Here is a 14,163-nt window from a genome sequence, read left to right as displayed (position 1 = left end):
GAAATGCTAGTTGAAAATGTGTAAACCTATTTCAGGACTAGACAATCGCATAAGCTTAGGAGTCAAGCTCCCGAGCCGCTTACTGGTTGTGGGTAGAGCGACGTGGACGACGGGCCTGAGCCGGTTTGCCGGCACCATCAGCCGGACGCTGACCACCTTGCGGCTTGGGCTTGCCACCGTTACCGGTACGTGCACCACCCGCATTGCCATTGGAGGCGGAACGACCGGCACCTTGACGCTGGCCTTGACCTTGCGGACGCGGCGCACGGCGCTGCTCGCTCGGATCGCGGGGCTCTTTGCGCAGCGGCGCGCCGATACCACGGGCGATATTGTCCAGGGTCTCGCGGGAGGCTTCGAAACCGGCCACCTGCTCGCACGGGATGTTCTGCTTGGTCAGACGCTCGATGGCTTTGATCAGCTTGCCTTCATCGGCCGCGACCAGGGAGATGGCGTGACCGGCAGCACCGGCACGGCCGGTACGACCGATGCGGTGCACGTAATCTTCCGCCACGTTCGGCAACTCGAAGTTGACCACTTGCGGCAGCTTGTCGATGTCCAGACCTCGGGCGGCGATGTCGGTCGCCACCAGCACCTTGACGCTACCATCCTTGAAACCGGCCAGTGCGCGAGTACGGGCACCCTGGCTCTTGTTACCGTGGATGGCGGCGGCGCTGACGCCGTTCTTGTCGAGAGTCTCGGCAACGCGATTGGCCATATGCTTGGTACGGGTGAACACCAGTACCTGCTGCCAGTTGTTGCTGGTGACCAGATGACTCAGCAGCGCGATCTTGTTGGCCTTGTCGCACGGGTGCACCAGCTGCTCGATACGCTCGGCGGTGCTGTTGCGCGGGGCCACTTCGATCACCGCCGGGTTATCCAGCAGACCGGTGGCCAATTCGCGGATCTCGTCAGCGAAGGTGGCGGAGAAGAGCAGGTTCTGACGCTTCTTCGGCATCAGAGCCAGGATACGGCGGATGTCGCGGATAAAGCCCATGTCGAGCATGCGATCCGCTTCGTCCAGTACCAGGATTTCCACCTCGTCGAACTTGACGGCGTTCTGGTTGTAAAGATCCATCAGGCGGCCAGGACAGGCCACCAGCACGTCCAGACCACGGCGAGTCGCCATCATCTGCGGATTGATGCTGACGCCGCCGAAGACCACGTGGCTGCGCATCGGCAGGTGTTTGCCGTAGTTACGCACGCTCTCGCCCACCTGGGCGGCCAGCTCGCGAGTCGGGGTCAGCACCAGCGCACGAATGCGGTTCGGAGACACCTTGCGCTTGCTCTCCATCAGACGTTGCAGCATCGGCAGGGTAAAGCCTGCGGTCTTGCCGGTCCCTGTTTGGGCCGCCGCCATCAGATCGCGGCCAGCCAGAACGGCAGGGATCGCTTGCTGCTGAATGGGAGACGGGGTGTCGTAGCCTTGTTCGGCAACGGCACGCAACAAGGGTTCGGCCAGACCGAGGGAAGTAAAACTCATAGTTACCTGCTAGAGATAGGGGCGCCGGGGATTTGTGGTGGGGCTCCTCTGCTGAGCCGATGCCATCTCACAAGATCTGGGCCTATTGAGAAAACAACGATTTCCCCGGGGAGCAGAGCAAAGGGGAAAGAATAGAGGCGCAGTCTAACGGAGTTGCCCGGGATAAACGAGAAAAATGTGATGTTCCTCCCAGCACGAACAGAAAATCCCCCTCCTGCCCCCCGAATAATCCCGTTGATTGATGTAACACGCACCACACTATTAACTGGCAACATAATATCAGCCCTCGCAGGCATGACTCGCGGGGCAAAAGCACGGGATAGAAGAACACAATAACGAGGTTTAGCTATGACCACGCCATATCGTCCCCGCGGCAGCTGGCAGGCAAGGATTGGCCTGCTGCTTCTGCTGCTAAGCCCTATGCTGCAGGCCAGTCAGACCCTGACCGTGGCCTGGAGTCACTGGCCCCCCTTCAGCCAAATCAACAACCGGGGTGAGCTGGGTGGGCTGGATGTCAGCCTGACCCGCCAGATCCTCACCCAGGCGGGCTTTGCCCCCAAGTTTCGCGAGCTTCCCTGGGCGCGGGCACTGCATCTGGTAGAACACGATCAGCTGGATGTGGCGATGGCTGCCCTCCCTCTGCCGGAGCGCCAGAGCTATGCCCGCTTCTCGACCCCCTACCGCCAGAGTGCCTATGTGCTGCTGAGCAATGACCCTATTCCCGGCCATCAGGATCGCTGGGCGCAGCTCGATAATCTGCCCGCGTTGTGCAACGAGAAAGGGCTCAAGATAGGCAAGTTGCGCGGCACTCGCCCCATGCATCAGATGGATAGCTGCCCGGCGCTTAAAATGGCGACCGAATACAACGCCGATGAGCGGATGATCGATCTGCTGCTGGCTCGCCGCCTCGATGGCATCATCATGGAGTGGCAATATGCTCGCTACCGGCTGGCCCAGCTGGGGGCCGAAGAGTTTATCAGCTGCCAACTGTTGCTACACCACCAGCCGGTCAGCTTGATGTTTGCCAAAAACAGCGTGAGCGAAGAACAGATCCTCAAAGTCAACGAGGCCATTCATGCCTTGCCCAAACCCCACAACAAGTTCTCGCCCCCAAGGTGTCGCCTCAATGCCGATCCGGGCGCCGCGGATCTGTTGACCCGCACCCTCCGCAAGCATTGACGGGATAAGCCGCCACCTGAAATAGCAAAGGCGACCCGAAGGTCGCCTTTTTGGTATTGTCGAACTTGATCTCCTGACTGATGGTGATCAGTCGATAAGCAGCAATAGCGATCAACGCAGCTGCGGGGTATGGGTCAACACCCCCTGATTCTGGGCGCGATGGCGCAGCAGGTGATCCATCAACACCAGCGCCAGCATGGCTTCGGCGATGGGTACGGCGCGAATGCCGACACAAGGATCGTGACGACCCTTGGTGATCATCTCGATGGCCTCGCCTTCGGTATTGATGGTCTTGCCCGGCACAGTGATACTGGAAGTGGGTTTGAGCGCCATGCTCACCACGATATCCTGACCCGACGAAATGCCCCCTAGGATGCCCCCCGCATGATTGCTGGCAAAGCCCGCCGGGGTCATCTCGTCGCGATGCTCGGAGCCTTTTTGCTCCACTACCGCAAAGCCGTCACCGATCTCCACCCCTTTCACCGCATTGATGCCCATCATGGCATGGGCAATGTCGGCGTCGAGACGATCAAACACCGGCTCACCAAGGCCCACCGGCACATTACTGGCAATGACCTGCACCTTGGCACCGATACTGTTGCCCTCTTTTTTCAGGTCACGCATGTATTGATCGAGCTCTTCCAGCTTGCCCGCATCGGGGAAGAAGAAGGGATTCTGCTCGATCTGCGCCGCGTCAAACGCCTCGGCCTTGATGGGGCCGAGCTGGGAGAGAAAACCGGTGATCTCGATGCCATGCACCTGTTTGAGGTACTTCTTGGCAATGGCCCCCGCTGCTACCCGCATCGCGGTTTCGCGGGCGGAGGAGCGACCACCGCCGCGATAGTCCCGCTGACCATACTTCTGGTGGTAGGTGTAGTCAGCGTGACCCGGCCGGAACAGATCCTTGATATCGGAGTAATCCTTGGAGCGCTGATCGGTATTCTCGATGAGCAGCCCGATGGAGGTGCCGGTGGTCTTGCCCTCGAACACCCCGGAGAGGATCTTCACCTCGTCCGGCTCGCGGCGCGGCGTGGTGTAGCGGGAAGTGCCCGGCTTGCGCCGATCCAGATCCCCCTGCAGATCCGCCTCGCAGATCTCCAGCCCAGGCGGGCAGCCGTCAACCACGGCGCCCAGCGCCAGGCCGTGGCTCTCGCCAAAGGTAGTGACCCGAAAGAGTTGACCAAAACTGTTCCCTGCCATGCGCGCTCCTGCTTAGTTCTTGTAGATGGCGAAATGATCCTGATACTGCACCAGCTCGTCACGGGTCATCACAAAGACGCCGTGACCGCCGTTTTCGAATTCAACCCAGGTAAAGGGGATCTCGGGGAACTGGGCTTCCAGATGGATCATGCTGTTGCCCACTTCGACCACCAGCACGCCGTTATCCTTGAGGAAATCTGCTGCATGGGCCAGCAAACGCTTGGTCAGCTTGAGACCATCGGAGCCGGACGCCAGCGCCAGCTCGGGCTCGTGACGGAACTCGTCCGGCAGATCCGACATATCTTCGGAGTCCACATAGGGCGGATTGGAGACGATGAGATCGTACTTGTCGCCCGCCGGCAGATCGCGGAACAGATCGGAGCGGATCGGAATGACCTGCTGCTCCAGCCCGTGATCGTTGATATTGCGCTCGGCCACGTTCAGCGCATCGATGCTGATGTCGATGGCATCCACTTCCGCTTCCGGGAACTCGTGGGCCATGATGATGGCGATACAGCCGGAGCCGGTGCACAAGTCCATGATCCGGGTCGGTTCATGTTTGAGGAAGGGCGCGAAACGGTTGGCGACCATCTCGGCAATGGGGGAACGGGGAATGAGCACCCGCTCGTCCACGTAGAACTCCCAACCGGCATACCAGGCCTTGTTGGTCAGGTAGGCGGCGGGTACCCGCTCCTGTACCCGGCGGATAATCAGTTCGGCGATACGGTGACGCTCGCTGCTGGTGAGACGGGAGTGGCGCATGGCCGGGTCTACATCCGGTGGCAGATGTAACGCGGGCAGTACCAGCTGCACAGCTTCATCCCAGGCGTTGTCGGTTCCATGACCGTAAAAAATCCCGGCGTCGTTGAAACGACTCATGGCCCAACGCAACATGTCCTGGATGGTGTGCATCTCGGCAACCACCTCATCGATAAATATCTTGTCCAAATCCACCTCCAAGTCGAGTAATATCCGGCCCGAGCCCCGTTTACGTTGCGGGCAAGACGCATACCTAATACATGAGCATCTGATGAAAAAAACGCCCTCACCGACAGACGAGGAAACCCTGCTGTTCCGCGATGCGATAAAAGGTACCCGGAAAATCAAGCAAGATACCATAAGGGCCGAGTTACGCCCGGTCAAGCAGAAACGCGAATTGCGCGAAACCCGCGAAAAGCTTGGGGTTGACCACTATTTCAGCGATGAGTATCAGCCCCATCTCGACGATGATGGGCCGACCCGTTACGTGCGGGAAGATGTGTCAAAATTTGAGCTGAAAAAGCTCAAGCGGGGCATTTATCCGCCGGAGATCTACCTGGATCTGCACGGCATGAACCAGCAGCAGGCAAAACAGGAGCTGGCCGCCCTGCTCACCCTCTGCCAGAAAGAGAACATTCACGTCGCCTCGGTGATGCACGGCATCGGCAAACATATTCTCAAACAGCGCATTCCCAGCTGGCTGGCCCAGCACCCCAATGTGCGCGCCTTCCATCAGGCCCCCCGCGAATGGGGCGGCGACAGTGCCATTCTGGTGTTGCTGGATATCGAAGAGTAGTTAGCCAAACGACCACACTATACTGAATATCAATATGTTATTCGCCGTGGAGGTCGCATGTTTACACAGGGTTCCCATGCCGACATAAAGTCATCTCTCGACGCCATCGGCGCTGCCGTGGCGGTGTTCAGCCTCGACAAGGATGATCACTTTGTGCTGGTCTCTGCCAACGATACCTTTGCCAAGGCGTTCGAGCTGGATGTCCTTGGCAGCATTGGCAAACAGCTGAGCGAGATGTTTCCCCGCTACATCACCAATACCATCGAGCCGCCAATGCACGAATGTGTGCGCATGCAGACCGGGCTCGAGAGCGAGCTGCCCATCGACAGCCTCTCGCGTACCAGTTGGTGGCGCTTTATTCTCTCCCCAATCATCCCCGAGCAGGCACGGATCAACCGGATCATCGTCACCGCCATCGACATCACCGCCAGGATGCAGCTGGAAGAGGCGCTCACCACCAGTCGCCGCCGCTTCGAGGCAGTGGTCAACTCCGCCTATGACGGCATCATCAGTGTCAGCAGCGAATCGCGCATCGAGCTTATCAATACCGCCGCTTGCGAGATGTTCGGCATCGACGAGAGCTATCTCGGCAAGCGGCTGGAAACCCTGCTTCCCCAGCGTTTTCGCGCCAATCACGAGACCTATTTCATAGCCTTCAGCAGCTCCCCCATCAATTCGCGCCCGATGCATGCTCGCGCCTCGGTGATGGGTCTGCGCCGAGACGGCAGCGAATTTCCGCTGGAGGTGACCATCGCCAAGATCAATTTGGGCCCGACCACCGAGATGACCGCCATCTTGCGGGATATCTCGGAGCGAGCCCGACTGGTGGAGGAGTTGAAGGTCGCGGCTACCACGGATCCCCTCACCGGCATTGCCAACCGGCGCCGCTTCAACGAGCTGGTCAACGCCGAGATGCAGCGCTGCCAGCGTTTCGGCCATACCATGAGCCTGCTGCTGATCGATATCGACCACTTCAAGGAAGTAAACGATACCTTTGGCCATCAACAGGGAGATTTGGCGATCCTGAGTCTGGTGAAACGGATCAGCAAACAGCTGCGTGAGGTGGACATGCTGGGTCGCTGGGGTGGCGAAGAGTTTATCGTGCTGCTGCCGGAAACCTCCCTCGAGCTCGCCTGGGCCAGCGCCGAGCGGATCAGGCTAGCCATCGAATCCCAGCACCATGCACTGGACGGGGCTCTTGAGATCTCCCTCACCATCAGTATCGGTATCAGTGCCAGCAAGGGCAGCCATGACACTGTAGAGAAGATGGTTAGACGAGCCGACACCGCCCTCTATCTGGCCAAGAAACAGGGACGCAACTGCTGCCGCAAAGAGGAACCGGAGCCGACCTGATGGCGCGCGCCCCTGCCCTCTGGTGACACTGCTAACCTGTGCCTGCAGAGATAACCAACCGCAGCGAACACAATAAAGCAGCGCGACTCTCTTCAGTAGCACTGCTTTTTTCGTTCTGCCTTTGGTGCACTTTTCAATCACCACCATCAAGAGGACGGCTAAAGCGCAGTGGGCCGCCATCAGCCTGAGATAGCCTCACCGACAGCATGTCGCCGTTGGGCAATTGCCATTCGAAGAAGTCATCAAAACCGGCAATCGTTACGGCGCGGATCACCTTGGCGACCACACCGTGCGCCACCAGCAATATCCGCTCCCCTTGCATGGTCGAAGCAAGTTCCGTGAGTCCCAGTGAGACCTGGGCAATCACCTCATCAATGGTTTCACCACCGGGAGGAGCTTCAGCCCAGCGCCGGGTGATATTGCGCGCCCACAGTTCGGGATAGCGATCCCTTGCTTCTGCCTACGTCAGCCCTTCAAACAGGCCGACATCCCTCTCACGAAAGGCTGACACAAGCTCCACATGCAATCCCAACTGGCGAGACAAGATGGCAGCACTCTCCCTTGTTCGCAGCAGAGGGGACGCCAGCAGCCGATCGAACGGGGCCTGAGTGGCCGCTACCTCGTCAGCCAATCGGGCAATGTGCCTCTGGCCACTCTCATTAAGCCCGATATCCAGTGCACCCTGATACCGTCCTTCCGCATTGGCTTGCGTCTCGCCATGGCGGATCACCACCAGTTCCATGGTGCACTCCTCTTTCCTGCTATCTGCTTAGTGATTAAACCGCATACGACTTCCCATTCGGATAACGAGACGACAATCCCCATTCATCTGCGCACCTTAACTATTATTTTAAATCGAGCAAGATTACCTCGCTCGCAGTAAAAAACATCCGCCGAACTACATACTCTCATCCGTAAACGAATAAATACACATGACTTTTACATCCAATATGTTCATTTTTCTCTCTGTGAAATAAATGTCGCCAAGGTGATACCATGAATTGATAGATGGGAAGAATAAACACCCTCATCATAAATACGAGAAGGATAGCGTCATGGGTGTGCTCTGCGAACCCATCGTTTAGCAAAACATCACTCAACGCTTTTTAATATTGCTTAGCAGCAAGGTTAAAACATTAAATCCAGCCATCAATAAATTTGATGTGGGCTGTTTACATCACTTTAAGCGGGAAATAAACGTTGGCCCAAAAAATACAGCTACCTCTCCAGAGAGATGGATCTCTTTTTAATCTCTGCCACATATTATCCCCCAGCTCAAAAATATATTAAAAGGGGGCTAAGCTCCCTCTCCTTATCAATGGATGGACTGTCTCTTTATTGGGTCGTCACCAACGCCCAGGGGCCACCTTTGGCGGGATCATCCCCCTGGGTCCACCATTTGGCCTGATAGACGGCTCCCTTGTAGCTCACCTTGCTACCAGCGGTATAGACCTTGCTGGCTTCCCAGGCCGGGTTGCCACCGATGGGGGGTTCGCTCGGATCGACCGGCGGTGGAGTCAGTTTGTCCACGATACGCACTTTCGGCCAGTTGGCGTGGGAGCCGTAGAAGTTGGTCACGCACTTCTCGTAATCACCCGGCACCAGCGCAGAATAGGCGGTCTGAAAGCCCACCAGCTCGCACTCGAAGGAGTAACCGCCCGGGCGATCCGGATAGTATTTCCAGTTGCCATCCCAGTTGGTGTAGAGCACGTCGGTAGCGCCGTTAAGATTGAGGCTGCCATAGGGAGTCTGCTGCCAGCAGGTGTTCTTCTCATCCGCCTTGATCGGGATCTGGTAGTGGTTGGCCAGCCCTTCCCAGTAGCGGATACGATTGACCGGCTGCCCCTTGTCCTTGTTCTGCTCACCGCACTCGATACCACCGTTGATCACGTTGATGGTGGTACCAAAGCCATAGCCGATACCCGCATCGGCCTCCCGCTTGGAGGGTACCCAGGTGCGATCAATCACGTGCAGCATGGCCGGTTTCGGGGCCTGCGGGGTGAGGAAGAACCAGATGGCAGAAGCGAGGTTGAGCCAGGAGTCCGCCACCAGCCCCGGGTTGTTGAGCAGCACGGAGGCATCGCCATCGAACATCGCCTCGGAGAAGGCGCCGTAGTTGAAGTGGTAAGAAAGCTGCTTGGCGCCGCGGCCGAAATACCCCTGACCCGTGCTGCAAGGCCACTTCTTGTTCTGCCAGTCGTTCTGGCCACAGCCGGTGGTATAGCCGGTCTGTCCCTCTGACCAGCCCATCTCCCGCACATGCACCAGCGCCTGTTGCCACTCCTCCAACCCCAGCGGGTTATCGGAGACGTTCTCCTTGGCAATATGGCCACCGGTCTCCTGAGAGAAGTGCGCAAAGGCGGTCACGATGGATTTTTTACAGATCGCATCAGAGTCGCGACCGTCGGTATATTCGCCACAGAACGCAGGGAATTTACCGATGGCTCGCAAGAAGCGGACATAAGTATATTCCGGCGCTGCCATCTGGGTTAAATATTCCCATTCAGATTGGGGAAATACCCGTTCAACCCGTTTTACGTTGTCAGGATTGCTTGCCAGACCCGGTTCAATGGCATCAACGATTTTATTTGACCGGGTCGCCAATGCCTTGGCCCATATTGCATACATGGGATTAGCCGTCTTGGCTTTTTCCATGGCAGCCAGATCCGGGGCCGCAATCACATATCCTCCCGCATTTTGCGGATCGGGTTGAATATTCATGGCTGCACTCATTGCGGCATAGCTTGGCAATGCGCAGGCGGCAGCGTTCAGCCAGGCACAACGCTTGGGTTTGAACATGTTTATCGTCCTTGTTTGAATTAATGCGTTCCAAGAGTAGGTGTTTCAACAACTAAATTCACGATGAGAATTAAGAAATAAGCAGAATTTGTGAGCCATTTCACCTTGTGATATTCAGTGCAGCTGAAACAAAGAAAAAGATCCCAAACGAAAACGCCAGAGGGTGATATTTCGCCCATTTTAAAAACAGTTGAGACGGCCAGGTGGCCTGCCATACGGCCATTGTTCGTGATGAAAAAAATGGCTGACAGGCTCAACCTGTCAGCCATCATCAATGTTCAAGAAAAATGCTCAAAATAGCCGGATGTCAGGCACGCACGGCACGGATCAGGATATTGCGCGGGGTCATGGGTTTGGCACAAAACTCCCCCACTTCGACACGATAGCCCTGCTCTTGCAAAAAGAGCGCGCGATCCAGCGCCAGCCAGATCTCGAGGGGACGGCGAAACAGGTGGCGCACCAGCTCCATGCGGGCGACATCACCAAAGCGGCGCTCCCCGTGTTCCAACCAGGCGGAATAGTCGAGCCCGGCGGGCAGCACAATCCCTTTACGCTCGGAAGCCCAAACGCAGAATGCCTCGAAAGTGCCGGTCAGCAGGCTCTTTTGCATATTGGGCACCGGCAGATACTCATCCACCCCGCGCACCTGACGCTGCAGGCAATCAAACCCGAGCCGCCACACCACTTCCTGCTCGCGCAGGCGGGCGATCCGCGCACCGCCAGTCACCGTCTCCTGTAGCGGCAACTTGAGATCCGCTTTGCTCAACACCAGCTCGCTGGCGTTGGCCGCGGCTGACAGCGGGCGATAGTGGCTTGTGCGGATCAGGTGGTAACAACAGGGAGAGATGGTCACTCCGCGGGCACCGCGCTCGGCCACCCGCTCCAGCAGATGGGTGTGCAGCTCGCCGCAGGCATGGAGTGCCATAGCGTGATGTTCGGGGGCGATCAGCGCCGCCGACTCGGGGGCAAAAGCATCGGCACAGGTAAAGGTCATATTGGCGCCATCCCGCTCGGCCAGCAGCCGACCTTCGTTACAAAGCTGCCCTTGCAACTCCAGACTGAGGATAGGAGCCTGTCGATGAAGTGACACCAGCCGCCCAAGATGTCCTTTGCCGGCACACCACTCCAGATAGGGACCCTGATGGGCAGGCAGACAGGCGGTGAACGACTCGATCTGGGCCTGCTTGCGCCCCGGCATATGCAGCGCCATCTCCTTGCTGCAGGTGATGGGCTCAGGGGTAAACGGGGCAAGCTGACTGAGTTGCTGCAGCTCGGCTCCCTCGGCAATCCAGGGGGCAAGCAGACTGCTGAGGGCATCCATATCCGCATCGAGCTCTGCCAACTGGACGAGCGTCAGCCCATTGAGCAACGCCGCCAGTTCGGGCGCCTCATCGGCAAAGGCCATGGTCAAATGATGATATGGCTGATATTGCCACCAGCGCCGGTAGCGGGTGAGCAGTCGATCCAGGTGTTGAAAACGTTGAGCCAGCACGAATGCCCCTGCCTTGCAGTCAAAAAGGAGGCTCATTCTAGCGATCCCGCTTCAAATTGCACTCTCAATACCAAACGATCAGCGCCGCGCAACAGCACAACCAACCTTGTGAGCCAGGGCAGACCTGACAAAGTGCGGGGTTTTATGCTATATTCCGCCCCCTCTTTCACGCGCCCCGCCCAACGCGGGTCGCTTTACACTAGCTATGGGACCAACAACATGACCATCAACGCCATTCTGCAAGCGCGCGCGGGCGCCAAGTGTGAACTGTGCAGCGCCGAGCAGGCGCTGACCGCCTTCGTGGTGCCTCACTCCCCCGCCAGCGACGATGATCACAGCGTTGCTATCTGTGACACCTGCCGTGGTCAGCTGGAACAACCGGATACCCTGGTGGTCAACCACTGGCGTTGCCTGAGTGACAGCATGTGGAGCCAGGTGCCTGCGGTGCAGGTGATGGCATGGCGCCAGCTGAAAGCTCTCTCCGGCAAGGGTGAAGTGTGGGCTCAGGATCTGCTGGACATGATGTACATGGAAGACGAAGCCAAGGCTTGGGCTGAAGCTGGTATTGCTGACGAAGATGACGACAGCGTACCGACCATTGACTCCAACGGCGCCGTGCTGCAAGAGGGCGACTCCGTTACCCTGATCAAGGATCTGGACGTGAAAGGCGCCGGTTTCACCGCCAAGCGCGGCACCCTGGTCAAGGGCATCCGTCTGACCAACAACCCGCTCCATATCGAAGGCAAGGTCAACGGCGTGCAGATCGTACTGGTTGCTGCCTACCTGAAAAAGGCCTAAAGCCAAGGGCGATTGCTCTGCTCTCTGCTGCCAGAGCACAAGCACAAGCACAACGAAAAAGGATGGCGTCACGCCATCCTTTTTTTTATACCTGCTTGCCGCAAACAGCCAACCTGAACCCATAACAGGTCAGCCAAAGCAACAAGGCGCATCTGGATGGACGCGCCTTGTTTACATGGCCGATGCCGTTTTAACCGACAGCGGGAACGGTCACTCAGGAGGAGAGTTTGCCATCCAGCTCGGCAATCTTGGCCGACCAGTAGGCCGGGCCGGTTTCGTGGATATTGTTGCCTTCGGAGTCGACCGCTACGGTCACCGGCATATCTTCCACTTCAAACTCGTAGATCGCTTCCATGCCGAGATCGGCAAAGGCCACCACGCGCGCCTTCTTGATGGCTTTGGCCACCAGATAGGCAGCGCCGCCCACCGCCATCAGATAGACGGCCTTGTGCTGCTTGATGCTCTCGACGGTTTTCGGGCCACGCTCGGACTTGCCGATCATGCCGATAAGGCCGGTTTCACCCAGCATCATGTCGGTGAACTTGTCCATCCGGGTGGAGGTGGTGGGGCCAGCCGGGCCGACCACTTCGTCGCGCACCGCATCGACCGGGCCAACGTAATAGATAAAGCGGTTGGTGAAATCGACCCCTTCAGGCAGCCCTTCGCCATTTTTCAGCATGTCGGCGATGCGCTTGTGGGCGGCGTCGCGACCGGTGAGGATCTTGCCGGAGAGCAGCACGGTATCACCGCTCTTCCAGCTGGCCAGTTCGGCCTTGGTGATGCCATCGACGTTGACGCGGCGCACGTTGCCACCCGCTTCACGGGTGATCTCCGGCCAGTCGCTCAGTTTCGGCGGGGTCAGCTCGGCGGGCCCTGAGCCATCCAGCTCGAAGTGAACGTGACGGGTGGCGGCGCAGTTGGGGATCATCACCACCGGCTTGGAGGCGGCATGAGTCGGCGCAGATTTCACCTTCACATCCAGCACGGTAGTGAGGCCGCCCAGACCCTGGGCACCGATCCCCAGCTTGTTGACCTTGTCGTAGAGCTCGACCCGCAGCTTCTCTTCGGTGGTTTGCGGGCCACGGGCGATGAGCTCCTGAATGTCGATGTGCTCCATCAGGGCCTCTTTGGCCAGCACCGCCGCTTTCTCGGCGGTACCGCCGATGCCGATGCCCAGCATGCCGGGCGGGCACCAGCCTGCGCCCATGGTCGGCACGGTTTTCAGCACCCACTCGACGATATCGTCAGAAGGGTTGAGCATCACCATCTTGGATTTGTTCTCGGAGCCGCCGCCTTTGGCCGCGATGCTCACTTCCACCTTGTTGCCGGGGATCATGTCGATATGGACCACGGCAGGGGCGTTGTCTTTGGTGTTTTTGCGACTGCCGGCCGGATCGGCCAGCACGGAGGCGCGCAGCGGGTTGTCAGGATTGGTGTAGGCACGACGGGTCCCTTCGTCCACCATCTCCTGCACTGTCATGTCGCTGTCCCACTGGACTTGCATGCCAATCTTGACGAAACAGGTCACGATGCCGGTGTCCTGGCAGAGCGGACGATGACCTTCGGCGGACATGCGGGAGTTGATCAGGATCTGGGCCAGCGCATCTTTGGCGGCCGGGTTGGCCTCACGGTCATACGCCGCTTTGGCAGCCTGAACAAAATCCAACGGGTGGTAATAGGAGATGTACTGGAGGGCATCTGCGATAGAATCGATGAAATCCTGTTTTTTTATAATGCTCATATCATCCTCACTGGTCCTTGTCTCTGCCACAGAGCAGGGCAAGGGCTTCCATATGATGGGCCGTGCTGACGTGCTGGCTAAAAACTATCAACCAGCAAAAAACGAACGACACGGCAGTTTTTTCTTAAGTCACCGACACCTATGATACGCTTGCCCACCAGCACCGACTAGGGTTCGGGAACCAAACTGTTGCCTGTGTAACATAAAATGACGCCAACACTTCATATCCATCATCTAGACCATAGTGCTGAACTCCATCAGCTTTTTGCCCGCCTGCAACATCAGCCGTGGGCCATGTTGCTGGAATCGGCGGGGCCACTCGGCGCCGATAACGGCTTTGATATCATCACTGCCGATCCGCTGGCGACCCTCGAAACCCGCGGCGAGGTGACCACTCTGCGTGTCGGGGTGAATATCAGCGATCACAGCGAAGATCCCCTCGCCCTGCTGGCCCATACCCAGCAACAGTTGCTGGGGGAGCTGGAACTGTGCGCCACTCACCTGCCCTTTATTGGTGGCGCCCTCGGCCTGTTTGGCTATGATCTGGGCCGTCGCTTCGAGCGACT

General features: G+C 58.1%; 10 protein-coding genes and 2 pseudogenes. 5 read left to right on the top strand and 7 right to left on the bottom strand.

Annotated elements, in window-relative coordinates:
• Positions 1-79: 79 nt before the first annotated feature.
• Positions 80-1,480 (bottom strand): DEAD/DEAH box helicase, encoded by a 1,401-nt coding sequence (locus tag L972_RS18895; RefSeq protein ID WP_005333194.1) that lies wholly within the window; start codon positions 1,478-1,480, stop codon positions 80-82.
• Between the two features lie 348 nt (positions 1,481-1,828).
• On the opposite strand from L972_RS18895, the gene L972_RS18890 reads away from it, so the two are divergent.
• The gene (locus L972_RS18890) at positions 1,829-2,659 is read left to right on the top strand and encodes a substrate-binding periplasmic protein (protein ID WP_047440280.1); all 831 of its coding nucleotides are present in this window, start codon (positions 1,829-1,831) and stop codon (positions 2,657-2,659) included.
• 111 nt (positions 2,660-2,770) lie between these two features.
• Here the strand turns inward: L972_RS18890 and aroC are convergent, their stop codons facing one another.
• Together aroC and prmB are read right to left on the bottom strand one after the other, a co-directional pair.
• The gene (gene aroC, locus L972_RS18885; protein WP_047440279.1) at positions 2,771-3,859 is read right to left on the bottom strand and encodes a chorismate synthase; all 1,089 of its coding nucleotides are present in this window, start codon (positions 3,857-3,859) and stop codon (positions 2,771-2,773) included.
• Positions 3,860-3,871: 12 nt separating this feature from the next.
• Positions 3,872-4,807 (bottom strand): 50S ribosomal protein L3 N(5)-glutamine methyltransferase, encoded by a 936-nt coding sequence (gene prmB / locus L972_RS18880; RefSeq protein WP_005360393.1) that lies wholly within the window; start codon positions 4,805-4,807, stop codon positions 3,872-3,874.
• Between the two features lie 82 nt (positions 4,808-4,889).
• Between prmB and smrB the strand changes: the two genes are divergently transcribed.
• Both smrB and L972_RS18870 read left to right on the top strand, forming a co-directional pair.
• Positions 4,890-5,414 (top strand): endonuclease SmrB, encoded by a 525-nt coding sequence (smrB, locus tag L972_RS18875; RefSeq protein WP_005333198.1) that lies wholly within the window; start codon positions 4,890-4,892, stop codon positions 5,412-5,414.
• Positions 5,415-5,471: 57 nt separating this feature from the next.
• Complete coding sequence (locus L972_RS18870; RefSeq protein WP_047440277.1) at positions 5,472-6,767, top strand: sensor domain-containing diguanylate cyclase; 1,296 nt, start codon at positions 5,472-5,474, stop codon at positions 6,765-6,767.
• 133 nt (positions 6,768-6,900) lie between these two features.
• Here L972_RS18870 and L972_RS18865 read toward each other — a convergent pair.
• The 3 genes and pseudogenes from L972_RS18865 to L972_RS18855 form a co-directional block, all read right to left on the bottom strand.
• Positions 6,901-7,509 (bottom strand): annotated as a pseudogene (locus L972_RS18865) (histidine phosphatase family protein).
• A gap of 593 nt (positions 7,510-8,102) precedes the next feature.
• The gene (locus L972_RS18860; protein ID WP_081990765.1) at positions 8,103-9,566 is read right to left on the bottom strand and encodes a chitinase; all 1,464 of its coding nucleotides are present in this window, start codon (positions 9,564-9,566) and stop codon (positions 8,103-8,105) included.
• A gap of 307 nt (positions 9,567-9,873) precedes the next feature.
• Positions 9,874-11,094: a methyltransferase gene (locus L972_RS18855; protein ID WP_047440275.1), complete on the bottom strand. Its 1,221-nt coding sequence runs from the start codon at positions 11,092-11,094 to the stop codon at positions 9,874-9,876.
• 183 nt (positions 11,095-11,277) lie between these two features.
• On the opposite strand from L972_RS18855, the gene L972_RS18850 reads away from it, so the two are divergent.
• Entirely contained in the window at positions 11,278-11,856 is a 579-nt protein-coding gene (locus L972_RS18850; RefSeq protein WP_047440272.1) for a PhnA domain-containing protein, read from the top strand.
• Between the two features lie 214 nt (positions 11,857-12,070).
• On the opposite strand, the gene L972_RS18845 is transcribed toward L972_RS18850, so the two are convergent.
• Positions 12,071-13,597, bottom strand: a complete 1,527-nt coding sequence (locus L972_RS18845) for a fumarate hydratase (RefSeq protein ID WP_005351759.1) — start codon at positions 13,595-13,597, stop codon at positions 12,071-12,073.
• A 294-nt stretch (positions 13,598-13,891) separates the two neighbouring features.
• Here L972_RS18845 and pabB point away from each other — a divergent pair.
• Positions 13,892-14,163 (top strand): annotated as a pseudogene (gene pabB / locus L972_RS18840) (aminodeoxychorismate synthase component I); the annotation flags it as partial.

Source organism: Aeromonas sp. ZOR0001 (assembly GCF_000801015.1).
In the GTDB taxonomy this organism is placed as follows: Bacteria; Pseudomonadota; Gammaproteobacteria; order Enterobacterales; family Aeromonadaceae; genus Aeromonas; species Aeromonas veronii.
Note: the sequence above shows the minus strand (reverse complement) of the source record. Positions and strands in the feature narration are given on the sequence as shown.